Raw genomic sequence first — 22,693 nt, forward strand, 5'->3', positions numbered from 1 at the left:
CCCGACCCTAATAGTCGTGTGCGTTCGCCGCGTACCAAACGCTAAGTGCGGTCGGTTCGAGGGGACGCGTATGTGGGGCTCCCGCGGGGGTCGGGACCGACGAACGGTGGTCTGTATCGCGTGCGGGGACTCGGTGTTGCGGGAGGACGCCCGCGAGTACGACAAGGAGGGCGACCGGTGGAACCGCCGCGACAAGGAGTTCGAGTACCTCTGTGCCGACTGCGACGACGACCTCTCTCACCAGCCGCGCGACGGGCTCGAATCGCTGATCTGTTCCATCGAGGCGGACGGGCTCACCACCGAGGAGTTCCTCGGCCGCTACGTCGACGCCGTGACGGGCGACGACGACGCGACCGAGGCGGGCGATCGGCGGAACCGCTCGGACCACACCGACCGCGGCCGCTCCGACCGCTCCGACCACACCGACCGCGGCCGCTCCGACCGCTCCGACCACACCGACCGCGACCGCTCCGACCGCGACCGATTCGATCCCGACCGATAGTTCTACCCGTCGCGGCCCGGTACCGCGGTCGTACGTATGAGAGCCCTCCACGACGTAGCCGCCGCTTCCGGCCACGTGCCGGCCGCGCTGAGCACGATCGACCCAGTACCGACCGTTATCGGTGCCGCCGCACTAGTCGTCGGACTCGCGTCCCTCGCGTACGGGGCGGCCGGCGGCCGCGACGCGGTCCGGATCCTCCGGGCGACCGCGACCGACCCGCGCGGGCTCGACGGCACGGAGCGTCGGGTCCGGATTACCGGGCGGGCGGCCGCGGTCGACGGCGAGACGCTCCCGTCGCCGTTCGGGGGCGACCCGTGCCTCTGCGTCGGCTACGACGTCTCGGAGTTCCGCAGTCAGGGGAAGGGGCAGTCGTGGGTCACGATCGACGGGGGCGAGGCCGGCGTCCCCTTCCGGGTCGAGGACGGCGGGACCGGCGTCCGGGTCGACCCCGCCGCCGCGACGTTCTCCTTCGACGTCGACGCGAAGATCAAGGTCGACGCGGACGAGGAGCCGCCGGAGCGCGTCCGGGAGTTCGTCGACACGGTCGACGAGGTCGAGAGCACGGAGACCGGCTACGAGGTGGGGCCGCTCACGATCGGCGACGACCCGCGTCGCAGGTACCTCCAGCGCGTGCTCCGGCCGGGCGACGAGGTGACCGTCGTCGGCGACGCGGCGGCGTTCCCGGACGCGCCCGTCGGCGAGGTGAAATCGCGGATCGCGGACGGCTCGCCGTTCGTGGTCTCAGACGCGGGCGCGCGCCGGACCGCGCTGCGACAGATGGGCCGGTCGGCGGTGCCGGTCGTCTTCGGCGCGGTCGCGCTCGCGGTGGCCGGAGTGGCGCTGTCGCCCGCGCTCGCCGCGCTCGCGTGAGCGGGCCGCGAGGACGCCCGTCTCTCCCGCCCGACAGGCCTTTCTAACGGACCCGCGTTGGTGGAGGTATGTCAGACGACGAGCCGAAGCCCGGGTCCGCCGAGGACCAAGGGCCCGTGACGATCACGCCGGAGCTGGCGGACCGACTCGCGGAGAAGCGTCAGGAGCTGTTCGAGGAGTTCGAGATCCGCGACGAGTTCCCGAGCGAGGTGCTCCGGGAGGCCGAGGCGCGGACCGAGGGCGTCTACGAGGAGATCGAGGCGGAGATCGACGAGCGCGAGGACCTCCGCGATCTGACGACGTGGACTACCGACCCAGTCGACGCGCAGGACTTCGACGACGCCATCTCCATCAAACGCGAGGAGGACGCCTACCGGCTGTGGGTCCACATCGCCGACGTGACCCACTACGTCACGCCCGACACGGCGATGTGGGAGGAGGCGGTCGAGCGCGCTAACACGGTCTACCTGCCCGACTACACGATCCACATGCTGCCGCCGGTGCTGGCCGAGACCGTCTGCTCGCTCGTCCCCAACGAGGACCGGCTCGCGCACACCGTCGAGATGGAGATCGACGACGAGACGCTCTCGTTCGAGGACATCGACATCTACAAGTCCGTCATCAACTCCGACGAGCGGCTCACCTACAAGGAGTGCGAGAACCGCCTCGAAGACCCCGATCTCCCGCTCAGCGAGGAGAACCAGCTCGCCTTCGAGCTGGCCGACCGCATGCACGAACAGCGCAAGGCGGACGGCTCGCTCGTCTTGAACCCGCGGCGCGACCGCGCGCACACCATCATCGAGGAGTCGATGCTGAAGGCGAACAAGGCGGTGACGCACACCCTGATGTGGGACCGCGGCGTCGAGGCGATGTACCGCGTCCACCCGCAGCCGACCCCCGACCAGTGGAACGAGGCCTTAAAAGAGATCCAGGAGCTGAACGGCGTCTCCATCCCCGGCGACGCGTGGGGCGACGACCCGCGGAAGGCGGTCAACGCGGCCTTGGAGGAGTCGCCGGAGCGCCAGCTCAACAAGATCCAGCGCGCCGTGCTGAAGGTGATGCCCCGCGCGAAGTACATGAACGACCCGTTCGGCGGCCACCACGCGCTCAACTTCGACATCTACGGCCACTTCACCTCCCCCATCCGCCGGCTCTCCGACACGATCAACCACTGGATCGTCCACGAGAACGACGTGCCCGAGACCCTCGTCGAGCTCTGCGACCGCGCCAGCGACAAACAGAAGGACGGGGAGACGGCGGAGCGGCTCTACAAGCAGTTCCTCGAAGAGCAGGGGCTCGACCCCTACGCCGTCAACAACCGCGGCGTGGAGGTCGTCGAAGACCCCGAAGAAGCGAAACACGGGGCGTGAGGCGGGGGATATAGGCCGCTGTGGCCACAAAGGTTGGTATGGACGCCCACGAACACGACGACGCGGACGGACGCGCGGCAGACCCGATCGAACCGACCGGCGACCCCGAGCGCGACGCCGAGCGCGCGGCGACGGTCGGCGGCTTCACCGGGGCGGTCCTCGGTGCCCGGGGCGGACCGATCGGGGCCAGCATCGGCGCGTTCCTCGGCGGCTCGACCGGCTACGCGGTCGGCTACGCCCTGAGCGAACTGGAGGCGGCCGCCGACGAGGCCGCCGATCGCCGCGACGAGATCGACGGCCGGGCGGCCGAAGGGAGTGAGGCCGACGACGGGCCGATAACGATCGAGGTCGAATCCGAGAGCGACGACCGCGCGGGCGGCGGGGACGCGGACGAGACCGACGAGCACGCGGGCGGCGAGGAAGTAGACGGGGCCGGCGAACACGTGAACGACGACCACGCGGACGGAACTGCGGACGCGGACGACGAGGCGTAGTCGGTCGCTCCGTGCGTGCGGGACCCGAGGCGCGACCGACCGGTACCGGTCAGCCGACGGGTGCCGGGCCGACTAGATCGAGGAGGTGTACAGCAGCATGCCGACGGCGACGATCGAGACGAGCAGGATCCACCCGACCATGATGGCCCCCATCTGGCGGTGCGTGAGGTTCTGCCCCTCAAGGAACTCGGAAATGCCCATGTTCGGCTCAACTGACTCGTGATATATAAGCGGCGTGGGTCTATCGAGGAACCCGAAAAACGCCGTTTACAGTCGTTCAGAACGGGTATTCGGTGAGAAAATGGGAGATCCGGGGGGACTCACCGGGATCCAGCGAACCTCAACGAACGGGAGACGACGGAACGACTGATCGAGCGGAGTGAGCGAAGAAGTGGACTCGCGGGGATTTGAACCCCGGGCCTCTTCCTTGCGAAGGAAGCGATCTGCCACTGATCTACGAGCCCTCATCACGAGACAATCCCTGTTCGTATTTGTACCTTACCTTTCGACGACCCGTGCGAGAGTGGCTCTCACCCGTGGACCGAACCGGTTCGGGAGACCGTCCGAAACGCCGCGAGGCCGGCCGGCACCGACGGGATTACGTGTACGGCGGAAGTACGTGTACGTCAGGCGGTTGCTGGGCGTTTCGGGAACCAATTAACACTTCTGAGACGCATCCCATATTCGTTACCCTTTTGCCCGCGGACGACCGACCGTGAGGTATGTCAGACGCGACGGCGACCGACGCGGACACCGACGTGGACCCGGCCGCGCTCGCGGCCCTCAAACACGTCGGGCTCGTCGGCGGCCTCTCCGAGACGAAGGTGTCGTGCGCGGCGCTCGGCGACCGGCTCGACGCCTCCACGCAGACCGCTTCCCGACGCCTCCAGACGCTCGAATCCGCGGGCTACGTCGATCGCGACGTGGTCAGCGACGGGCAGTGGGTCCGGGTGACGGACGCGGGCGAGGCCGCGCTCCGGGCGGAGTACGCCGACTACCGCCGGCTGTTCGAGTCGGACGTCGAACTCGCTCTCCGCGGCGCGATCACCGGCGGGATGGGCGAGGGACGCCACTACATCACGCTGCCGGGGTACGCCGAGCAGTTCCGCGAGCGACTCGGCTACGACCCGTTCCCGGGCACGCTCAACGTGAACCTCACGGAGGAGAGCGTCCGCCGCCGCGGCGAGATGGCCGGCATCGACGCCGTCCCCATCGACGCGTGGGAGGGCGAGGACCGCACCTACGGGGCCGCCACCTGCTACGGGGTCACCCTCGTCGCGGGCGACGAGCGCTACGAGGCGGTCCACGCCATCGTCCCCGACCGCACCCACCACGACGACGACCAGCTCGAACTGATCGCGCCGGACCGCCTGCGCGACGCGCTCGACCTCGCTGACGGCGACAGCGTGGAGGTCCGCGTCGAGCCGACGAGCCGGGCGGACGAGCCGGAGTCGAGCGCGGTCGAGACGGAGGCCGCCTGATGCGGGCCGACGTCGACGCCGACCCCGAGGCGAGCGGGGGCGCGGCGGAGTCCGACGCCGCCGACGCCGCGGGCGAGACCGACCGGGTCGAGCGCGCGCTCGACGCCTTCCGCGCCGGCGACCCCGTCTGCGTCCACGACTTCGCGGACCGCGAGGGCGAGACGGACATCGTCTACCCGGCCGCCGCGGTCGACGAGGCCGCGGTCGCGCACATGCGCAACGACGCCGGCGGACTGATCTGCGTGGCCGTGAGCGACGCGGTCGGCGACGCGTTCGACCTGCCGTTCCTCGCGGACGCGCTCGACCACCCCGCGGTCGACGACGACCCCGACTACGACGACCGCTCCTCGTTCTCGCTGCCGGTGAACCACCGCGACACGTTCACCGGGATCACCGACGCGGACCGCGCGCTGACCATCGTCGAGGTGGCGAAGGCGGCCGCCCGGGTCAGCGAGGACCCGACCGGCTACGGTCCGGAGGACTTCGCCGCGGAGTTCCGCGCGCCCGGCCACGTCCACGTGCTCCGGGGCGACCGCGACGGTCTCGCCGGGCGGACCGGCCACACCGAACTCGGCCTCGCGATGGCCGAGGCCGTGGGGACCGCGCCCGCCGCCGTGGTCTGTGAAATGCTCGACGACGAGACCGGCGACGCGCTCTCGCCCGCGGACGCCGCGGCCTACGCGACCCGGCGCGACATCCCCTACGTCGAGGGCGCGGCCCTCGTCGAGGCGCTGCGCTGACGGCGGGGAAACGCCACGCGGCCGACCGATTTCCGCCACGAAATCATCCCTGACCAGCCGGTCCGGCGCGCGCCTCCGAGGCCGCACCGCGGCCGAGGAGTGCGTGCGAGGGAGTCGCTGGCGGCCAGAGCGGAGCGACGGCCGCCAGCGACGAGGCTGGGGAGGCGTGAGGTGCTGTGCGGTGCTGGGTGGGACTCAAAGGGGCAGCCGCGAGGCCGTCGTAGGCGATGTAAGCACCACAGGGAGCGAGTGAAGCGAGCGACCGAGGAGCGCAGCGAGCGTACGACGGCCTCGCGGCTGGGGCTTTGGCGGTGTTCACCGTCGATCCCTCAGCGGAGTCTGACTCGCCCCCTCGCGGCAGTCCCCGGCCGGTTGTTACAGTTTTAAGCCCGCCGACCGCAACGTCGTACTATGGGATTCGACGAGATGGACGTCGACACGATCTGGAAGAACGGGGAGTTCCTCGACTGGGAGGACGCGACGACGCACGTCCTCACCCACGCGCTTCACTACGGGAGCGGCGTGTTCGAGGGCGTCCGCTGTTACGACACCGAGCGGGGCCCCGCCGTCTTCCGCTGGGACGAACACCTCGACCGGCTGTTCGACTCCGCGAAGATGTACGACATGGACATCGAGCACTCCCGCGAGGAGATCACCGAGGCCACCCTCGAACTGCTCGACCGGCAGGATCTTGAGTCCTGTTACATCCGGCCGATCGCCTACTACGGGTACGACACGCTGGGGGTCTCGCCGAAGGACTGCCCGACCGACCTCGTCCTCGCGGCGTGGCCGTGGGGCGCGTACCTCGGCGAGGAGGCGCTCGAAGAGGGCGTCGACGTGATGGTCTCCTCGTGGCGGAAGCACGCCTCCTCGCAGGTCCCGACGAACGTGAAGACGACCGGCCTGTACGTCAACTCCATGCTCGCGGGCGAGGAGGCGCGCCGGAACGGCTACGTCGAGGCGATCGTCCTCAACAAGGAGGGCAACGTCGCGGAGGGGCCGGGCGAGAACATCTTCATGGTGAACGACGGGGAGATCTACACCACCGGCCCCGCGCAGTCCATCCTCGAAGGGATCACCCGCGACACCGTGATCACCCTCGCGGAGGAGCGCGGCTACGAGGTCCACGACGAGGCCGTCATCTCTCGGGGTCAGCTGTACACCGCCGACGAGCTGTTCTTCACCGGCTCCGCCGCGGAGGTCACCCCGATCCGCTCGGTCGACGACACCGAGATCGGCGCGGGCACCCGCGGGCCGGTGACCGAGGAGCTCCAGCAGGCCTTCTTCGATCTCGTCGAGCGGCGGACGGACGACCACGACGAGTGGTTCACGTACCTCTAAAATCGGACCGCTGACCGCGGACGCGGTCGCCGTCGGGCCGCGTCGGCCGCGCGAAACGGCTTCTCAGTTCTCGGTCGACCCGCTCCCGTCTGTCGCGGACTCGCCGCCGCCGGGCGTCCCGTCGGTCCGAACGTGTCCGTAGCCGTCGGGGGAACCGGTGCCGTCGCCCTCGGGGGGTTCCTCCTCGTGGACGGGGACCTGGTGGGCCGACTCCGCGAAGCCGGCGGAGAGGACGCGCGTCATCCCTTCTTCGACGGTCTCGCCGGTCTCCTCGATGCGCTCCGGTTCGACCTCGATGACGAAGCCGGTGGTGATGTTCGGCGCGGTCGGCATGAACAGGACGATCTTCCCGTCGCGGGTCTTCTTCCCGGTCCGGAAGGCGGTCATCCGGATCCCCGGCCACGTCTCGATGTACACCGGGCTCTGCAGCTCGTCGGTGCCGGAGATGGCCGTCTCGATGGCGAGCTTCGACGCGTTGTACACCACCCGGAGCGCGGGGATCCGGTTTATCGTGTCGTCCACGGCCGACTCCGCCAACCGGCCGAGCGTCGTCCGCATGAAGTACCCGACCGCGAGCACGACGGTCGCGAACACCGCGAACGCGATGACGACCCGGGAGACGGGCTCTAAGGGGGCCGGAATGATGTTGGGCTGGAGGCCGGCGATGAGCGGGATCGACGCGATGTACTGGTAGATCCACCGGAGGACGAGGAGTAAAACGAGGAGCGGGGCCAGCACGATGAGGCCGCTGGCGAAGTCGCGTTTCCACGTGGACATCTATCGGATCGGTATGCGTGGGCAATCCTTAAGAGGGCTTCCACGCGGCGGCCGAGGCGGAAGCGCACCCCCGAAGACGGGGGGAGCGGGACCGGAGACGCGGACCGTCGGCTACCGTCCCAGCACCGCCCGCGCCGCGAACGTCAGGTTCTCCTTGCGCTCGCGGACCCGCCGGTAGAAGTACGAGAGCCACTTGTCGCCGTACGGCGCGTACTGGTACACGTCGACGCCCTGCGCGGCGAGGTCGCGCTGCGCGTCCTCGCGGACGCCCATCAGCATCTGGACCTCGTACTCCGTCCCGTGTTCGCGCGCGAGACGGTCCGCGAGCGAGATCATCTCGGGGTCGTGGCTGCCGACCGCGACGCCGCGGTCGCGGCGCTCGAAGAGGAGTCGGAGGTCGTCGCGGTACGCCGCGTCGACGTCCGCCTTGTCGGTGTAGGCGATCGACGAGCCCTCGTCGTACGCGCCCTTCACCAGCCGGAGCTTGCCGGGCACGTCGACGAGGCGGTCGAGGTCGTCGGCGGTGCGTTTCAGGTTCGACTGGACGCACTGCCCGACGCTCCACGGGTAGTCCGCGGCGATGGACTCGAAGGCGTCGAGCGTGGCGTCGGTGGTGTCGGCGTCCTCCATGTCGCACCAGACGAACGCGTCGAGTTCGTCGGCGCGGGCGACGATCTCGCGGTAGTGCTCCTCGAACAGGTCGGCCGAGACGTCCATCCCGATCTGTGACGGCTTCACCGAGACGCAGGCGTCGAGGCCGCTGTCGGCGATGTCGTCGAGCAGCGCGAGGTATGCGTCGGTGTCGGCGCGGGCGTCCGCGCGGTCGTCGTAGTGTTCGCCGAGCAGGTTCAGGATGACCGCGATGTCGTCCTCGTTCGCGGCGCGAGCGTGATCGAGGGCCGCCGGAACGCTCTCGCCGGCGACGAACCGCCGAGCGATCGGGGGGATCATGCTAGTGATTCCGGACGGCGCGAACTTTACCTTTGTCGAGTCGGCGGCGGTGGCCGCAAGCCGCGGCGCGTCGGAACCGCGCCGGGCCGAGCCGCCCGCGACGGATCCAGGGTTTATAACACCCCGGACGCCGCCCGTGGAGACATGATCGGTTCGCTCGTCGCGACCGCGTTCTGGGCGATGCTCCCGGCGTACGTGCCGAACAACGCCGCGGTGCTGGCCGGCGGCGGTCGCCCCATCGACGGCGGCCGCGAGTGGCGCGGCGCGCGGCTGCTCGGCGACGGGAAGACGTGGCGGGGGACCACCGTCGGCACGCTGGTCGGCGTCTGCCTCGCGGTCGCGCTCAACGCGCTCGCCGAACCGGCGAGCGCCGCGGTCGGCGTCGACCTCCCGACGTTCGCGCTCCCGGCCGCGTTCGCGCTCGCGTTCGGCGCGATGTGCGGCGACATCGGTGCCTCGTTCCTCAAGCGGCGGTCCGGCCGCGAGCGCGGTGCCGCGTTCCCCGGCCTGGACCAGCTCGACTTCGTCGTCGGCGCGCTGGCGCTCGCGTTCGTGGTCGACACCGACTGGGCGGTCGCCGTCTTCACGCCCCGCGTCCTCGCGGTCGTCCTCGTGATGACCCCCGTCCTCCACGTCGTCACGAACGTCGGGGCCTACCGGCTCGGGCTGAAGGACGAGCCGTGGTGAACGGGCCGTAGCGAACGGCCCGGAATCCGGTTCGAGACGTGATTTACTCAGAAACGGGGGCTATTTTCGAAACGACGACGAGAGTCGATCGTTCGTCCACGTAATTCGCGGCGATGAGAACGTGAGAAAGACATATATACTGGTGTGACATACCATGGCACGCATGTCTAGTGGCGCACCCGACTCGGACGACGTGTTCGACGAGTTCCTGTCCGACCGCGGCCACGAAACGGAGATCGTACGCTGGGAGCGGTCGTATAACAAGCTCCAGTGTCCGGAGTGCGGTGCGCTTCACGAGGAGGGAACGGCGCGGTGTTCGGTCTGCGACTGGCGACCGAACTGACTGACGCGACGGCGGCCCGCGGCGTTTTCTTTCGTTCAAACTCCCCGGTAGTATTATGTGGAATTACTCGATAGTGATGAACATGCCGACCTGTCAGAACTGCGGTTCGTTCGTCACGACAGATTACGTTCGGGTGTTCACCCCGAACGAGGTCGATCGGCCCCGCGTCTGCCCGGCCTGCGAGGACCTGGTCCGCGACGGTGCCGAGGTCCGCGAAGCGCGCGCGACGCGGAGCACCTGAGCCGGCGGGAGCGCGACGACGCGCCGTGGCGACGGCCGCGCGACGGCGCGCCGGTCCGCCGCGGTCGAACCGAGACGCGCCTCGGCGGCGGGCGAGCCACGGCGTTTAAGGAGAACCGGAATCTGGACGTAACAATGACCGATACCACGGTGACGCGGCTGTTTGGGGGGCCGGGCAGCGGGAAGACGACCGCGCTCTTGGACCGCGTCGAGGAGATACTGGAGACCGAGGACGCCGACGTCCGGGACGTGCTGGTCGTCTCGTACACGCGCGCGGCCGCCGCCGAGATCCGAGAGCGGCTCGCCGAGCGGCTCGACATCTCGCCGCGCAGCCTCCAGGGGAACGTGAGCACGATGCACGCGAAGGCGTACGAGCTGCTCGACCTCTCGCGGGGCGACGTGGTCGGCGAGGACGACAAGGAGGCGTTCTGCGAGGAGTACGGCATCGAGTTCGAGGACCAGAACGGCGGCGCGGGCCGCCGGACCGCGCGGTCGACGACCATCGGGAACAAGATCATCGCCACCTCCCAGTGGCTCCAACGCACCGAGCGCGACGTGGCCGACTGGTACGACGTGCCCTTCCAGTGGAACGTCGAGGAGGTCCGGCTCCCGCCCGAGGAGGACCCGAACGCCCAGGAGGGCAACAAGTACACCCCGACGTGGCCCTCCGACGATGAGCGGATCGACATCCCGGAGACGATTCGGGCGTGGCGCGCGTACAAGGGCGACAACGACCTCGTCGGCTTCGCTGACATGCTCGAACGGGTCGCGCAGCGCTCGCTCGTCCCGAACGTCGATTACCTGATCATCGACGAGTTCCAGGACATCACGACGCTCCAGTACAACGTCTTCGAGGAGTGGCGGCCCCACATGGAGAAGGTGCTCATCGCCGGCGACGACGACCAGGTCGTCTACGCGTGGCAGGGAGCCGACCCCGACCTCCTCCTCGACACCGACGTCGACGAGGACGTGGTGCTCCCGAACTCCTACCGGCTCCCCTCGGAGATCCTCAACGTCGTCAACGCGGAGATCCGCCACATCGACAAGCGGCAGGAGAAGGACCTCCACCCGCGCAAGGAGGGCGGGACCGTCGAGGCGATCGAGTCGCCGTCGATGATCGAGCTCGTCCGCAACGTCCGGTACACCGTCGAGGACGACGAGGGCGACGTGATGTGTCTGTTCCGCGCCCGCTACCAGATGTTCGACTTCATCGACGAGTTCATCGACCACGGGATCCCCTTCTCGATGCTCACTGACGGGCGGATGTGGACCGACAGGGTCCAAGACTACGTCAGCGCCGTCGAGAAGGCCGAGGCGGGCGACCCGGTCAACGGGCTGGAGGCCCGGCGGCTTGCCGACATGCTCCAGGAGTCCGCGTTCGGGACCCACGACCGCGAGGAGTTCTACGACTACCTCGACGACCGCGAGGAGGCGGCCGACGCCGACGACGTCTCCCTGATCGACGTCTCGGCCGACACGCTCGACGAGTACATCCCGTTCATGCCGGACGCCGCGAGCGCCGACGACATGGTCCGGAAGGTGACGAGCTTCCAGCGGAAGTCGATGGGCGCGTACTTCGACGGCGAGTATCAGGGGATGGACCCGACCCGCGTCCGCGTCGGCACCATCCACTCCGCGAAGGGCCGCGAGGCCGACCACGTGTTCGTCGGCACCGACCTCACCGAGAAGGTGGTCGAGCAGATGGCCGCCTCCATCGACGACCCGACGGACGTCGACGGCGTCGAGGAGTTCACCAAGTCGACCAGCCCCGTTCCCCTGCTCACCGACAACGAGCGCCGCGTCTTCTACGTCGGGATGTCCCGCGCCCGCGAGCGGCTCGTGATCATGGAGAGCCTGATCAGCGGCGCGCCGACGCTCCCGATAAGCGTCCTGCTGTTCGACGAGCTCCGCGAGGAGCCGGCACAGGAGCTCGTCGAGGAGGTTCAGGCGGAGCTGGCGGTCCCCGAACCGGAGCCGTGAGCGGGGACCGCCCGGAGTCGGACCGCCACGCTCCCGCGGAATCCGCCGGAGGGCTCCGACCGCTGCGGACCGACCTCGCTCCCGTCGTCGAGGCGGTCCGCGCGGCCGGCGCGAGCGCGTTCGTCGCCGTCGGCGACCGCTTCGACGACGGCCTACGCTACCTCACGCGCTTTTCCGGTCCGGACCGACCGTACGCGCTGGTCGTGGTGCCGAGCGGCGACGAGGCGGCCGAGCGCGTCGGCCGGGCCGTCCTCTGTGCCCCCGCGCTGTTCCGCGAGCAGGCGGAGCGAGAGTTCGTCGACGCCGCGCGCGATCCGGACGCGGACACGGCGGCGGGCGGCGGCGCGCGGTTCCACGACGGGGTCGGCCGCGAGGTCAGGACCGAGGGGCTCGGCGACCACGCCGGCGAGCGCGCGGCCGCGGTCGTCGAGGACATCGTCGGCGGAGCGGAGAACGGTGGAGGAAGCGAGACCGAAGCCGGGAATCGGACCGTCCTCACCCCGGCGTCGATAGCGCACGACGCCGCGGTGTACCTCGAACGCGCGGGCAACGACCTGTCGTCGACGGACGCGGTCGAGACCGTCAGAGCGCGCAAGACGCCGGCGGAGGTCGATCGGATCCGACGCGTCCAGCGCGCGACGCTCGACGGGATCGCCCGGGCCGAGGCGGTGCTCGCGGAGAGCGAGGTCGTCGACGGCGGAGCGGACGCCGACCCCGCCGGCGGCGACCGTCGACCGCCGCTCCGCTGGCAGGGCGAACCGCTGACCACGGAGCGGCTCCGCCGCGAGGTGAACCGGGTCCTCGCCGCGGGGGGCGTCCGCGACGCCGGCAACACGGTGATCGGAGCCGGCCCCTCGGCGGCCGACCTCCACTACGTCGGCGACGACCCGATCCGTCCCGGCGAGACGGTGTTGCTGGACGTCTCCCCGCGCGGTCCGGCCGGCTACTACGGCGACGCCACGCGGACGTTCGTCGTCGACGGCGACGGGGGGTGGGAGCGGCGCGCGTACGTCGCGGTCGAGGCCGCCCGCGAGGCCGCGCTCGACGAGGTGGAGCCGGGCGTCCCGGCCAAGACCGTCCACGGCGAGGCGGCCGCGGAGCTCACCGCCTACGGCTTCGACCCGAACGCGGACGAGGACGAGGCGGGCTTCACGCACGGCACCGGCCACGGGGTCGGGGTAAGCCTCCACGAGTCGCCGTCGCTGTCGGGGGCCGGCGAGCTGCGTCCGGGCCACGTCGTCACCGTCGAACCCGGCGTGTACGACCCCGAAGTGGGGGGCGTCAGGCTGGAGGATCTGATCCTCGTCACCGACGACGGGTACGAGGTGCTCGCCGAGTACCCGTTCGGTATCGTGCCGACCGCGCGCGGCGACCGCGGGTAGCTACGACCGCCGTTTGAGCCACCGGAACGGTTTTTGTACACCGTTCGACCGTCGAATTGTATGTCGTCAGAGCCCTCCGACGGAGGCGGCGCGGCCGACGAGGTCGGGCCGCTCGGACGCATCGAGGCGAAGGCACTCCCGGTCGGCGCGGCGCTCCTCGCGGCCGCGGTGGCGGTCGCCGGACTGTCGCTCGTCGGGGCCGGAGCGGTCGCCGCCGACGGGTCCGCCGAGTTGGAGACGGGTATCGCCACCGTGAGCGAGAACGGGACCGCCCAGATCGACGTTCGGACCGACGGTGCCGACCCGTTCGAGATCGCGATCGGCGACGAGGAGGCGGCCGGATACGTCCTCCGCGCGACGGTGACGCCGAGCGACGGCGGCGTCACGACGCTCGTCTTCGACCACGGCGAGACCGGCGGAGGCGGGACGCCCCTGGCCGCCGAGGGCGAAGCGGAGGTCGACGTCGACCGCGAGACGGCCCTCGGCGAACCGATCGATCCTGCCGAATACGACGTCGAACTGTTCGCCGACGGTGACGACGAAGTCACCGACATCGGAACGCTCGTCGTCGACGTCGGTAATGAGACCGACGACGGCGGCGAAGAGGCCGAAAGCGACGCGGACGGGGAGAGCGGCGACGGCACCGAGAGCGAGCGGTCGGCCGAGCCGAGGACCGTCACCGACTCCGACGTCGAGGCGGCCGACGTCGTCGTCGAACCGGCCGAGGCCGAGGTCTCCGTTCCGGTGTCCCTCGGCGACGGCGAGACCGTCGATCTGCGGCTCCGATCGGCCGGGAACGCGAGCACTCCCTTCGTTATGACCGAGGAGACGACCGTCGAGGGCGGGTCGGCGAATGCGACGTTCGACCTGAGCCGAGCGACGCACGGCGACCGCGCGACGCTCCGCGTCATGGACGAGGAAGCCGACCGACTGAACGAGTTCGACGTGCTGGTGGTCGACGAGGGGGTCGGCGTCGAGCGGAGCGGCGACGCCTCGGGGGTCGAGTCCCCCGGATTCGGTGTCGTCGCAGCCGGCCTCGCGCTCCTGCTCGCCTCGTTCGTCGCCCGGCGGCGGACCTGACGGCGGTCGCGGCGGTCGCCGGGGTCAGCGCTCCGCGGAGTCACCCTCGGAGTCCGCCGCGGCGGGCTCGTCCCCGCTCCGGAGCTGCCGGGGCAACAGCCCGGCGAGGAGCCGCCGGAGGATCCGCGCCGGGTCGAGGAAGTACTGCGGGAGGACGACCATCGCGACGGCGACGACAAGCAGCCCCGCGCCGAGCGCGACCTCTCCCGCGAACAGCCGGACGACGGCGTAGTTCGCGAGCGGCAGCGCGAACACGAGCGACGCCGCCAACCCGATCATGTCCAGCAGTCCGAGTCGCATTGACGCCTCGTTGGCCGCCGGGGGCCAAAAGGAACGCGACGGCGGGGCGGGCGGTCTCGTCGCGTCGGGAGACCGGTCTCTCGGCGGGCGGACCCAGAACCGATATCCGTCGCCCGCCCCCAGTTCCGGTATGTTCACCGGCATCGTCGAGGGCACCGGCGCGGTCCGCGCGCGGAACGAGACCGACGACGGCCTCCGGCTTCGGGTCGGGGTCGACGGCGTCGAGGGGTTCGACGACCTCCGCCACGGCCAGTCGATAAGCGTGAGCGGCGTCTGTCTGACCGTCGAGGAGTTCGGCGTCGGCGACGGCGCGCCCGGCGACGACGACCCGACCAGCGGCGGGGAATCCGGCTGGTTCGAGGTGTTCCTCGCGAGCGAGACGGTCGCGAAGACGTACCTCGGCGACGTGCGCGAGGGCGACGCGGTCAACGTCGAGCGCGCGATGCCCGCCGACGGCCGGTTCGACGGCCACGTCGTTCAGGGCCACGTCGACACCGTCGCGGAGGTGACGGGGATCGAGCGCGTCGGCGAGGACTGGCGGTTCACGTTCGCGATCCCCGAGGGGCACGGCGACTACCTCGTCGACAAGGGGTCGGTAACGCTCGACGGGATCTCGCTGACCGTCGCCGAGAAGCGCGACGGCGAGTTCGACGTCGCGGTCATCCCGACGACGTACGGGCTGACGACGCTCTCCGAGAAATCGGTCGGGGACCCGGTCCACCTCGAAGTGGACGTGATCGCGAAGTACGTCGAGAACATGGTCGGCGCGGACGACTGAGCGCCGCGGCGGGCGGCCGCCCGCCGTCCCTCTGGACAGCGGTTCGGCCCGTCGCGGGTCCCGGAGGACGTGATTTAAGTGCGTGATGGGCGAGTCGGTCGACGGATGCCCTCCAACGAACACACCGGTCTCGTGGCGGCACTGGCCGCGATCGGCGTCGTGGTCCCGCTGTACGCGTTCGTCCTTCAACGGCAGTTCCTCCCGGGCTTGGGCGTCGGGCTGTCGGCGCTCGTCGTCGCGGCGCTCGTGTATCGCGACGGCACGGGCCGGCGGACGCTCGCTCGGGGGACCATCGTCGTGACGGTCCTCTACGGCGCGTTCACCTTCCAGTTGCCCGTCGCGGTGGTCGCGGCCTGCGCGGTCTACCTCTCCGCGTGGCTCACGGGACCCGACAGTCCGCTCGGCGCTCCTGACACGGAGATCGTCCCGGTCGAACCGGGGGTCACCGAAGACGCCGGGACCGAGGAGTAGGTCGTCGGACGGCGGGGCGGGCGCTGTCGTTCAGGCGTCCTTCGCGCCCTTCACCGTCTCGCGGACGGCGTCGACGCCCTCGTCGTGGAGCAGGTCGCCGACGACGATCACGTCGCTGTGGGCGGCCATCTCGTTGGCCGACTCGTAGTCGTGGATGCCGCCGCCGTAGAAGAGGGTGGCGTCGTCAAGCGCGTCGCCGGCGGCCGCGACCTTCTCCGTGTCCCCGAACGTGCCGGAGTACTCGACGTAGACGATCTCCTGGCCGAACATGCGCTCTGCGACCTTCGCGTACGCCCCCACGTCGTCGGCGGTGAGGTCGCAGTCGGCCTCGGTCAGCTGGGCGACCGACGCGTCGGGGTTCAGCACGATGTACGCCTCGGTGTGGGTCCGGCTCCAGTCGAGGTCGTCGATGCGGACCCACTCCTTGTGCGCGCCGGTGATCCAGAAGGGGCCGCCCGCGTTGAACACGGTCGGGATCAGGTAGCCGTCGAGGGCGGGCGAGTCGATCACGACGCCCGGGTTCGACGGCTCCTGGTACAGCGGCACGTCGTACTCCGCGGCGGCGTCGACGACGCGGCTCATCTTCTCCGCGGTGACGTCGAGGGTCCCGCCGATCTCGATCGCGTCCGTCCCGGTCCGGCAGACGTCCTCGAAGGTCTCGCCCGGCCGGAGGTCCTTGTCGGGGTCGACCTTCAGCACGTGGTCCCAGTCGTCCCACGGGTTGGTCATCGGGCGAGACTCCACCGGGCGTGAACAAAAAGGTGCGGAACCTGTCTCGCCGGCCGGAACGCGCTCGACGACGGACGAGTCCACCGTCCGCGGCGCGACATCACAGCAGGTCGTCTATCTCGTCGTTCTCGAACGCGGCCGCGGGGTCCGGCTTCTCCTCGCGCTCGTCGCGGACCGCCTGCCGGGCGCGCTCTAAGAACGCCTCGACGCGCTGAGACCGCTCGACGCCAGCGAGGAGGACGAGGGCCGCGATCCGGTCGGAGTCGAGCGGGAAGTCGCCGCCCCGTACCTGCATCGACCCGGTCTCCTCTTGGAGCCACTTGCGGGCCTTCTCCGCGCCCTTCCGCGAGATACGGTCCGGGTCGCCGGCGACCGCGACGAGCGCGGCGTCGGCGTCGGTTGCGCTCGGCAGGGAGAGTCCGGTCATCACCGCGCTGCGCACCGCGCTCGTCACGGTGGTGACGTTCTCCTGCGGGTCCTCGGCCGCGGGCGCGGACGCGAAGCCGACCGCCGCCATCCCGCCCGCGCGGAGGGTGTTTATCACCTCGCTGGTGTCGACGACGGACTCCGCGACCCCCTCGACCGCCTCGCCGGCGGCGAGGAGGAGCCCGATCCGCTTCGCCATCGAGGCGTTGATCGCCTCGTAGCCGCCCTCGACGGACTCGCCAGCAGACCGCCACGCGTCGTTGTCGAGCAGGATCGTCGCGTCCGCCTCGCGGACCAGCGTCTTCAGCGACCGCCCGGCGTTCACCTGGTACATCGTCCCCTCGTCGCGGCCCGGGAGGATTCCGATCGCGTAGACGGGGACGTCGTACACCCGGTTCAGCTCCCGGACGAGGACCGGCGCGCCGCCCGACCCCGTCCCGCCACCGAGGCCGGCGGCGACGAACACGGCCTCCGCCTCCGCGGTGACCTTCGGCGCGAGCGCGTCGAGCACCTCGACGGCGTCCTCATCCATCACCTCCGCGCCGAGTTCGTTGTCGCCGCCGACGCCGTGGCCGTTGACGCGCGACTGGCCGACGAGGACCGTTTCGAGCGGGAGGGGATCGAGGTCGGCGGCAGCGGTGTTGACGGCGAGCGCGTCGAGGACCGCGCCGTAGCCGGCGTCGGCGTCGAACTCGGCGAGGGCGGTCGTAAGTTTGCCACCCGCCTGTCCGACGCCGAGGAGGACTGCTTTCATGTCCCAACGTACCGTTCCCCGCGATAATACTGTTTCCCCGACGTTTAAGAACGAAAGCGCGGCCAACCGGCCGCATGACGGATCACGCAGGGGACGCCGCCTCCCCCACGGCGGGAACGGAATCGGCTTCGGCGGGAGCGAGCGCCCCGGACGATCGGATCGAGTCCCGGCTCCGCGCCGTCGAGCGCGCGGTGACCGGGAACGACGCGCGCCCGGCAGATGTCGCCGACGGCGCGACGGCGACCGCCGAGCGCGAGCGCCTCGAATCGCGGCTCGACGACCTCGAGGAGCGCGTCGCGGAGCTGGAGGCGGCGACGCAGGCGGTCCGCGGGTACGTCGGGTCGGTCAGGGCCGTCAACCGCGAGGTGGAGCGCCGGGCCGACCTCGCGCTGTCGCGGGCGACGGCGGCGGAACGCGGGGACGACGCGGACGGGGCCGTGCCCTCCGAGAGCGCGCTGGACGCCGCGCTCCCGGACGACCGCCCCTCGTCGGGAGACCGGGGCAACGGCGACGACGGAGCCGGCCGCAGCGACGGGCGAGACAGCCGCGGCGGAAGCGGGGGCGACGGCGGCGGGGACGGCGGCGCGTGGGCGGAGGACGCGCTGAGCCGACTCCGGGAGTCGCTGTGACCGAGCCGTGATCCGCGTGGTGCTCACCGTCCTCGTTGCGGTCGCGCTGCTAGCCGCGTCGATGCCCGCGGTCGAGACGGCCAGGACCGCGACGACGGCGGAGCGGATCGGTACGGAGGCCGATCGGCTGGAGCGCGCGCTCGGCGACGTGGTCGCCGGGTCGACGCCCGTGAGCGACCCCGCGACCGCGGCGCGGACGACCGTGCTCGTCCGCGCGCCGAGCGGGTTCGCCGCGGCGGACCTCGACCGGGTCGCGCTCGTCGAGCCGGCGGACCGACCCGACGGCGTCGCGCTCGCGTATCGGGTCGACGGCGGGCCGGAGCGCGCGTTCCGGATCGGGACGGGCCCCGTCCCGGCGGCCGTCCACCTCGTCGACGCGCCGATCGAACTCCGGCCGGGCGGAACGAGCCGCGTTCGCCTCCGCTACGTCGACGACGACGGGCCGACCGTCCGGGTCGATCGGATCGGTTGAGGCGGCGCGCGGAAGCGGGGGCCGGGCGACGGGGCGAGCGATCGTTTATAAGTGATGCCGCGGCCACGCCCGGCATGAACTTCGGCCTCACCGCGCGGGTCGCCGACGCTGCCGGAGAGACGCCGCTGCGGGCGCTTCCGTGGGTCGACGAGGACGCCGACGAGTGTCGCTGCGAGCCGACGTTTCGCGAACCGGTCGGGACGGGCGTGAAGGACCGGGTGGTCCTCGACGTCGATGCGGACGACTGTCCCGGGCGAGGCGACCTGGCCGCGAGTCCGGCCTGTCTCGCGGCCGTCGTCGAGGCGCTGACCGACCGCGACGCCGACGTGATACGGACCCGTTTTCGGGGACGAGAACGGTCCTACGCGGACGCTGCGGCGGATCTCTTGGTCGCGGCGGGACGGTTCCGGGAGCGGATCGGGTTCCACGAGGAGCGGCTCGCCGACCGCGTGGCCCGGGACCCGCTCGGCGCGGCGAGGGAGGCGGCGGGGCGCGCGGGGGCCGCGAAGCGGATCGCGGCCGAGACGGGGCTGTCGGCGGCGGCCGAGGCGCTCGCGGGAGATGCCGTCGAGTCCGGCGAGGGTCCCCGCCTAGAGAACGTCCTCCGCGCGCACGTCGGACCGACGGCCGCGACCGCGCGCGTCGCGGCCGCGCCGCCGCCGGGCGCGACGCTGGTCGACAGGTGGACCGTCCCGACCGGGGCGACGATCCGACGCTACGAGGGCGACGACGCGCTCGACACCTATCACCTCACGCCCCCGACCGTCGACCTGGACGCCGACGACGTTGCCACGCTGGCCGCCGCGCGGGACCGGCTGCTCGACGACCCCGCCGGCGGGGACAGGGCACCAGGGCGGGCGGTGCGGGGGGCCGCGGACGGCGACGCCCCGGTCGCGGACCTCACGGAGATACTGCGGCGACACACGCACGGCTACGGCGCGTTCGAACACGTCTTCGCCGACGAGCGGGTGAGCGACGCGACGGTGACCGCGCCGGTCGCCGAGAATCCGCTCCGGGTGGTCCTCGACGGCGACCGGTGCCGGACGAACGTGCGACTCCCGCCGGAGGGGGCCGCCACGCTGGCGTCGCGGCTCCGGCGGGCGAGCGGCCGCGCCTTCTCGCGGGCGACGCCGACCCTCGACGCGACGATCGAGTCGGAGACCGGGCGGGTCAGGGTCGCCGCGGCCACGGACCCGGCCAGCGACGGACTGTCCTTCACCTTTCGGCGCGGCGACCCGGAGGCGTGGACGCTCGCCCGGCTCGTGTCTGCCGACACGCTCACGCCCGCGGCGGCCGGGCTGTTGTCGGTCGCCGTCGAGCGCGGCGTGACAGGCCTGATCGCCGGCGGACGGGCGGCCGGGAAGACGACCGCGCTCGGGTCGCTGCTGTGGGAGCTCCCCGCGGAGACGCGGGCGATCGCGATCGAGGACACGCCGGAACTCCCCGTCGGGGCGCTCGCCGACGGGGGGCGGGACGTCCAGCGCCTCCGCGTCGGGGACGGCGCGGAGCTCGCTCCGGCGGACGCGGTTCGGACGGCGCTCCGCATGGGCGGCGGCGCGATCGCCGTCGGCGAGGTCCGCGGCGAGGAGGCGCGGGCGCTGTACGAGGCGATGCGCGTGGGTGCCGCCGGGGAGACGGTGCTCGGAACGATCCACGGCGAGGACCCGGAAGCGGTCGAGGAGCGCGTCGTCACCGACCTCGGCGTCGCCCGCTCGTCGTTCGCCGCGACCGACCTGATCGCCGTCCTCGACTCCCACCGCGTCGAGTCGATCGTCGAGGTCGGCGACCGCGACGGCGGCGTGAGCTTCGACCCGCTGTTCGAGCGGACCGATCGAGGACTCGTCGGGACCGGGCGGATCGACCGCGGCGAAAGCCGGCTGATAGACGGGCTGGCCGGATCGGACGAGTCGTACGCGTCGGTTCTGGAGGCCGTCGACCGCCGGACGGACCGGATTCGCGAGGCGGTTCGAGCGGGGCGAACCGCGCCGAGGCGATACGCCCGTGACGACGCGGTCGACGGCGCGACCGGGAGGCCCTACGGAGGGGACGAATGACCGAGAGTGGGTCGGGGGCCGCGGACGACTCGGCCGCGTCGGCGGAGCTCCGGCGGGCGATCGCGTTCCTCGGGTGGGACGTCACCGCGGCGCGCGTCGTCGACCTCGGGTACCGGGTCGGGGTCGCCGTCGGCCTCGTCGTCACGGTCGTCGGGGGGGTCGTCGCCGGCGCGGTCGCGGCCGGACCGGCGGGGCTGGCCGCCGCCGTCGGCGGGATTCACGCGGTCCACCGAGCGCCGGTATGGCTCGCGTCGCTCCGGCGGACGCGCGCGCTCGGCGCTGCGCCGGGCCTCGTCGGACGGCTGGTGTTGCGAATGCGGCTCGACCCCTCGACGGAGCGCGCGGTGGAGTTCGCCGCCCGGACCGGCGACGGGCCGCTGGCCGCGGCGCTGTCTCGGCACGAGCGCGGGAGCGCCGACGGACCGACGAGCGGCCTTCAGGCGTTCGCCCGGGAGTGGCGGCCCTGGTTCCCGGCGATCGACCGTGCCGCGGCGCTCGTCCGAACCGCGGCGACCGCGCCGCCGGAGCGCCGCGGGCGGTGTCTTGACCGCGCGCTCGACGCGACGCTCTCGGGGACGACGGACCGGCTCGCGGAGTTCGTCGGGGCGGTTCGGGGGCCCGTCTCCGCGCTGTACGCCTTCGGGGTGCTGCTGCCGCTGGCGCTTATCGCGCTGCTGCCGGCCGGCGCTGCCGCCGGCGTCGCCGTCGGACCCGGGATCGTCGCCGGTCTGTACCTCGTCGCGCTCCCCGGCGGGCTGATGGCCGCCTCGGCGTGGCTGCTCTCGCGTCGACCCGTCGCGTTCCCGCCGCCGCGGATCGGCCGCGACCACCCCGACGTTCCGAACCGGCGGGGCCGCGCGGTTCTCGTCGGCTGCGCCCTCGGCGCTGTGGCGGCCGTCGTCGCCGCGCGCGCGGTCGCGCCGTGGGCGTGGCCGGTCGCCGGGGTCGGCGTCGGGGTCGGGTCCGCGCTCTTCGCCCTCGCACAGCCCCGCCGGGCGGTGCTGTCGGACGTCCGCGAGATCGAACGCGGTCTCCCGGACGCGATGACCGTGATCGGCGGCGACGTGGCCGAGGGCGTCGCCGTCGAGACCGCGGTCGCGAACGCCGGGGAGCGGCTCGACGGCGCGACCGGCGGCGTGTTCGAGCGCGCCGGACGACGCAGCGACACCCTGCGGGTCGGCGTCCGGGAGGCGTTTCTCGGACGAGGCGGGCCGGCGGCGACGATCCCGTCGCCGAGGCTCCGCGGTGCGATTGCGTTGCTCGCCGTCGCCGCGCGGGAGGGCCGCCCCGCCGGCGACGTTCTGTTGGAACTCGCGGACCAGCTGGAGTCGCTCCGGGACCTCGAACGCGACGCCCGCCGTCAGCTGGCGACCGTGACCGGGACGCTCTCGAACACGGCAGCGGTGTTCGCGCCGCTCGTCGGCGGAGCGACCGTCGCGCTCGCGACCGGGATCGACGCCGCCGCCGTGGGCAGTCTCGGTGCCGGCGCGGCGGCCGGCGCGGACGCCCTCGGCGGCGGTCTGAGCGCGTCCGGCGGAGCGGCGGCGACGGGAGCCGGGACGGCGGCGAGCGGAGGCGGCGCGACGGGCGGAGGGACGCTGTCGGTCCCGGTCCTCGGCCGGATCGTGGGAACGTACGTGCTGCTGCTCGCCGCGCTGCTCACCGGGCTGGCGACCGGGTTGGAGCGCGGGTTCGACCGGACGCTCGTGGCCTACCGGGTCGGGATCGCGCTGCCGACCGCCACCGCGACGTTCCTCGTCGCGTTCGCCGGTGCCGGACTCCTGTTTTGAGCGGGAGACGCCGAGGCCGGGACGACGGCGGAACGCACGCGTGTCCGGCGAT

Annotated in this window: 25 protein-coding genes and 1 tRNA gene; 19 read left to right on the plus strand and 7 right to left on the minus strand. The window is 71.7% G+C overall.

Translation table 11 applies throughout. The features are described 5' to 3' along the window. Positions 1–70: 70 nt before the first annotated feature. From NAF06_RS04485 to NAF06_RS04500, 4 genes are all read left to right on the plus strand, one after another. Entirely contained in the window at positions 71–502 is a 432-nt protein-coding gene (locus tag NAF06_RS04485) for a DUF7562 family protein (RefSeq protein WP_049908643.1), read from the plus strand. Between the two features lie 36 nt (positions 503–538). Beyond that, a complete protein-coding gene (locus tag NAF06_RS04490; protein WP_049908646.1) occupies positions 539–1,372 on the plus strand; it encodes a GIDE domain-containing protein in 834 nt (277 codons plus the stop codon). Positions 1,373–1,440: 68 nt separating this feature from the next. Then, a complete protein-coding gene (locus tag NAF06_RS04495; RefSeq protein ID WP_008582570.1) occupies positions 1,441–2,742 on the plus strand; it encodes a ribonuclease catalytic domain-containing protein in 1,302 nt (433 codons plus the stop codon). A gap of 38 nt (positions 2,743–2,780) precedes the next feature. Continuing rightward, complete coding sequence (locus tag NAF06_RS04500; RefSeq protein WP_008582572.1) at positions 2,781–3,236, plus strand: hypothetical protein; 456 nt, start codon at positions 2,781–2,783, stop codon at positions 3,234–3,236. Positions 3,237–3,308: 72 nt separating this feature from the next. On the opposite strand, the gene NAF06_RS15460 is transcribed toward NAF06_RS04500, so the two are convergent. Then, the gene (locus NAF06_RS15460; RefSeq protein WP_008582574.1) at positions 3,309–3,437 is read right to left on the minus strand and encodes a hypothetical protein; all 129 of its coding nucleotides are present in this window, start codon (positions 3,435–3,437) and stop codon (positions 3,309–3,311) included. 191 nt (positions 3,438–3,628) lie between these two features. Then, positions 3,629–3,700: transfer RNA gene (locus NAF06_RS04505), tRNA-Ala, on the minus strand. Between the two features lie 258 nt (positions 3,701–3,958). Here NAF06_RS04505 and NAF06_RS04510 point away from each other — a divergent pair. From NAF06_RS04510 to NAF06_RS04520, 3 genes are all read left to right on the plus strand, one after another. Further along, positions 3,959–4,717: a DUF120 domain-containing protein gene (locus NAF06_RS04510; protein WP_008582575.1), complete on the plus strand. Its 759-nt coding sequence runs from the start codon at positions 3,959–3,961 to the stop codon at positions 4,715–4,717. Further along, positions 4,717–5,457, plus strand: a complete 741-nt coding sequence (gene ribB, locus NAF06_RS04515) for a 3,4-dihydroxy-2-butanone-4-phosphate synthase (protein WP_008582578.1) — start codon at positions 4,717–4,719, stop codon at positions 5,455–5,457. The genes NAF06_RS04510 and ribB overlap by 1 nt, the downstream gene beginning before the upstream one ends. Positions 5,458–5,868: 411 nt before the next feature. After that, complete coding sequence (locus tag NAF06_RS04520) at positions 5,869–6,798, plus strand: branched-chain amino acid transaminase (RefSeq protein WP_008582581.1); 930 nt, start codon at positions 5,869–5,871, stop codon at positions 6,796–6,798. A 63-nt stretch (positions 6,799–6,861) separates the two neighbouring features. Here NAF06_RS04520 and NAF06_RS04525 read toward each other — a convergent pair whose 3' ends face one another. Beyond that, a complete protein-coding gene (locus NAF06_RS04525) occupies positions 6,862–7,575 on the minus strand; it encodes a DUF502 domain-containing protein (protein WP_008582590.1) in 714 nt (237 codons plus the stop codon). 111 nt (positions 7,576–7,686) lie between these two features. After that, positions 7,687–8,526 (minus strand): proline dehydrogenase family protein, encoded by an 840-nt coding sequence (locus tag NAF06_RS04530; protein ID WP_008582593.1) that lies wholly within the window; start codon positions 8,524–8,526, stop codon positions 7,687–7,689. Between the two features lie 144 nt (positions 8,527–8,670). Here NAF06_RS04530 and NAF06_RS04535 point away from each other — a divergent pair, with 144 nt between their 5' ends. The 6 genes from NAF06_RS04535 to NAF06_RS04560 all read left to right on the plus strand — a co-directional run bounded on the left by NAF06_RS04535 (position 8,671) and on the right by NAF06_RS04560 (position 14,238). Continuing rightward, positions 8,671–9,213 carry a CDP-2,3-bis-(O-geranylgeranyl)-sn-glycerol synthase gene (locus tag NAF06_RS04535; protein WP_008582595.1) on the plus strand — a complete coding sequence of 181 codons (543 nt, stop codon included), beginning with the start codon at positions 8,671–8,673 and terminating at the stop codon, positions 9,211–9,213. 163 nt (positions 9,214–9,376) lie between these two features. Then, positions 9,377–9,556: an HVO_0416 family zinc finger protein gene (locus NAF06_RS04540; RefSeq protein ID WP_049908648.1), complete on the plus strand. Its 180-nt coding sequence runs from the start codon at positions 9,377–9,379 to the stop codon at positions 9,554–9,556. Positions 9,557–9,638: 82 nt separating this feature from the next. Then, entirely contained in the window at positions 9,639–9,797 is a 159-nt protein-coding gene (locus tag NAF06_RS04545; protein ID WP_006629384.1) for a DUF7563 family protein, read from the plus strand. Between the two features lie 134 nt (positions 9,798–9,931). Further along, positions 9,932–11,776, plus strand: a complete 1,845-nt coding sequence (locus NAF06_RS04550) for a UvrD-helicase domain-containing protein (RefSeq protein WP_008582596.1) — start codon at positions 9,932–9,934, stop codon at positions 11,774–11,776. Continuing rightward, positions 11,773–13,158, plus strand: a complete 1,386-nt coding sequence (locus tag NAF06_RS04555; protein ID WP_008582597.1) for a M24 family metallopeptidase — start codon at positions 11,773–11,775, stop codon at positions 13,156–13,158. Before NAF06_RS04550 ends, NAF06_RS04555 begins: the two co-directional genes overlap by 4 nt. A 60-nt stretch (positions 13,159–13,218) precedes the next feature. Further along, complete coding sequence (locus NAF06_RS04560) at positions 13,219–14,238, plus strand: BGTF surface domain-containing protein (protein WP_008582598.1); 1,020 nt, start codon at positions 13,219–13,221, stop codon at positions 14,236–14,238. A 24-nt stretch (positions 14,239–14,262) separates the two neighbouring features. On the opposite strand, the gene NAF06_RS04565 is transcribed toward NAF06_RS04560, so the two are convergent. Then, positions 14,263–14,538: a DUF7533 family protein gene (locus tag NAF06_RS04565; RefSeq protein ID WP_008582599.1), complete on the minus strand. Its 276-nt coding sequence runs from the start codon at positions 14,536–14,538 to the stop codon at positions 14,263–14,265. 130 nt (positions 14,539–14,668) lie between these two features. Between NAF06_RS04565 and NAF06_RS04570 the strand changes: the two genes are divergently transcribed. Both NAF06_RS04570 and NAF06_RS04575 read left to right on the plus strand, forming a co-directional pair. Further along, positions 14,669–15,316 carry a riboflavin synthase gene (locus tag NAF06_RS04570; protein WP_008582600.1) on the plus strand — a complete coding sequence of 216 codons (648 nt, stop codon included), beginning with the start codon at positions 14,669–14,671 and terminating at the stop codon, positions 15,314–15,316. A gap of 105 nt (positions 15,317–15,421) precedes the next feature. Continuing rightward, the gene (locus NAF06_RS04575; RefSeq protein ID WP_008582601.1) at positions 15,422–15,787 is read left to right on the plus strand and encodes a hypothetical protein; all 366 of its coding nucleotides are present in this window, start codon (positions 15,422–15,424) and stop codon (positions 15,785–15,787) included. Positions 15,788–15,817: 30 nt separating this feature from the next. Here NAF06_RS04575 and NAF06_RS04580 read toward each other — a convergent pair whose 3' ends face one another. Further along, positions 15,818–16,516: a phosphoglycerol geranylgeranyltransferase gene (locus NAF06_RS04580; RefSeq protein WP_008582602.1), complete on the minus strand. Its 699-nt coding sequence runs from the start codon at positions 16,514–16,516 to the stop codon at positions 15,818–15,820. 100 nt (positions 16,517–16,616) lie between these two features. Continuing rightward, the gene (locus NAF06_RS04585) at positions 16,617–17,696 is read right to left on the minus strand and encodes a tubulin/FtsZ family protein (RefSeq protein ID WP_008582603.1); all 1,080 of its coding nucleotides are present in this window, start codon (positions 17,694–17,696) and stop codon (positions 16,617–16,619) included. Between the two features lie 74 nt (positions 17,697–17,770). Here NAF06_RS04585 and NAF06_RS04590 point away from each other — a divergent pair, with 74 nt between their 5' ends. The 4 genes from NAF06_RS04590 (at position 17,771) to NAF06_RS04605 (ending at position 22,641) form a co-directional block, all read left to right on the plus strand. Continuing rightward, a complete protein-coding gene (locus tag NAF06_RS04590; RefSeq protein WP_008582614.1) occupies positions 17,771–18,325 on the plus strand; it encodes a DUF7310 family coiled-coil domain-containing protein in 555 nt (184 codons plus the stop codon). A 7-nt stretch (positions 18,326–18,332) separates the two neighbouring features. Further along, complete coding sequence (locus NAF06_RS04595) at positions 18,333–18,797, plus strand: DUF7311 family protein (RefSeq protein ID WP_008582615.1); 465 nt, start codon at positions 18,333–18,335, stop codon at positions 18,795–18,797. A 74-nt stretch (positions 18,798–18,871) separates the two neighbouring features. Next, positions 18,872–20,851, plus strand: coding sequence for an ATPase, T2SS/T4P/T4SS family (locus tag NAF06_RS04600; RefSeq protein WP_008582616.1), 1,980 nt, complete (start codon positions 18,872–18,874; stop codon positions 20,849–20,851). Then, positions 20,848–22,641, plus strand: a complete 1,794-nt coding sequence (locus NAF06_RS04605) for a hypothetical protein (RefSeq protein ID WP_008582617.1) — start codon at positions 20,848–20,850, stop codon at positions 22,639–22,641. The genes NAF06_RS04600 and NAF06_RS04605 overlap by 4 nt, the downstream gene beginning before the upstream one ends. The last annotated feature ends 52 nt before the right edge of the window (positions 22,642–22,693 follow it).

Origin of the sequence: Halorubrum hochsteinianum (assembly GCF_023702125.1) — an archaeon.
Classification (GTDB): Archaea; Halobacteriota; Halobacteria; order Halobacteriales; family Haloferacaceae; genus Halorubrum; species Halorubrum hochsteinianum.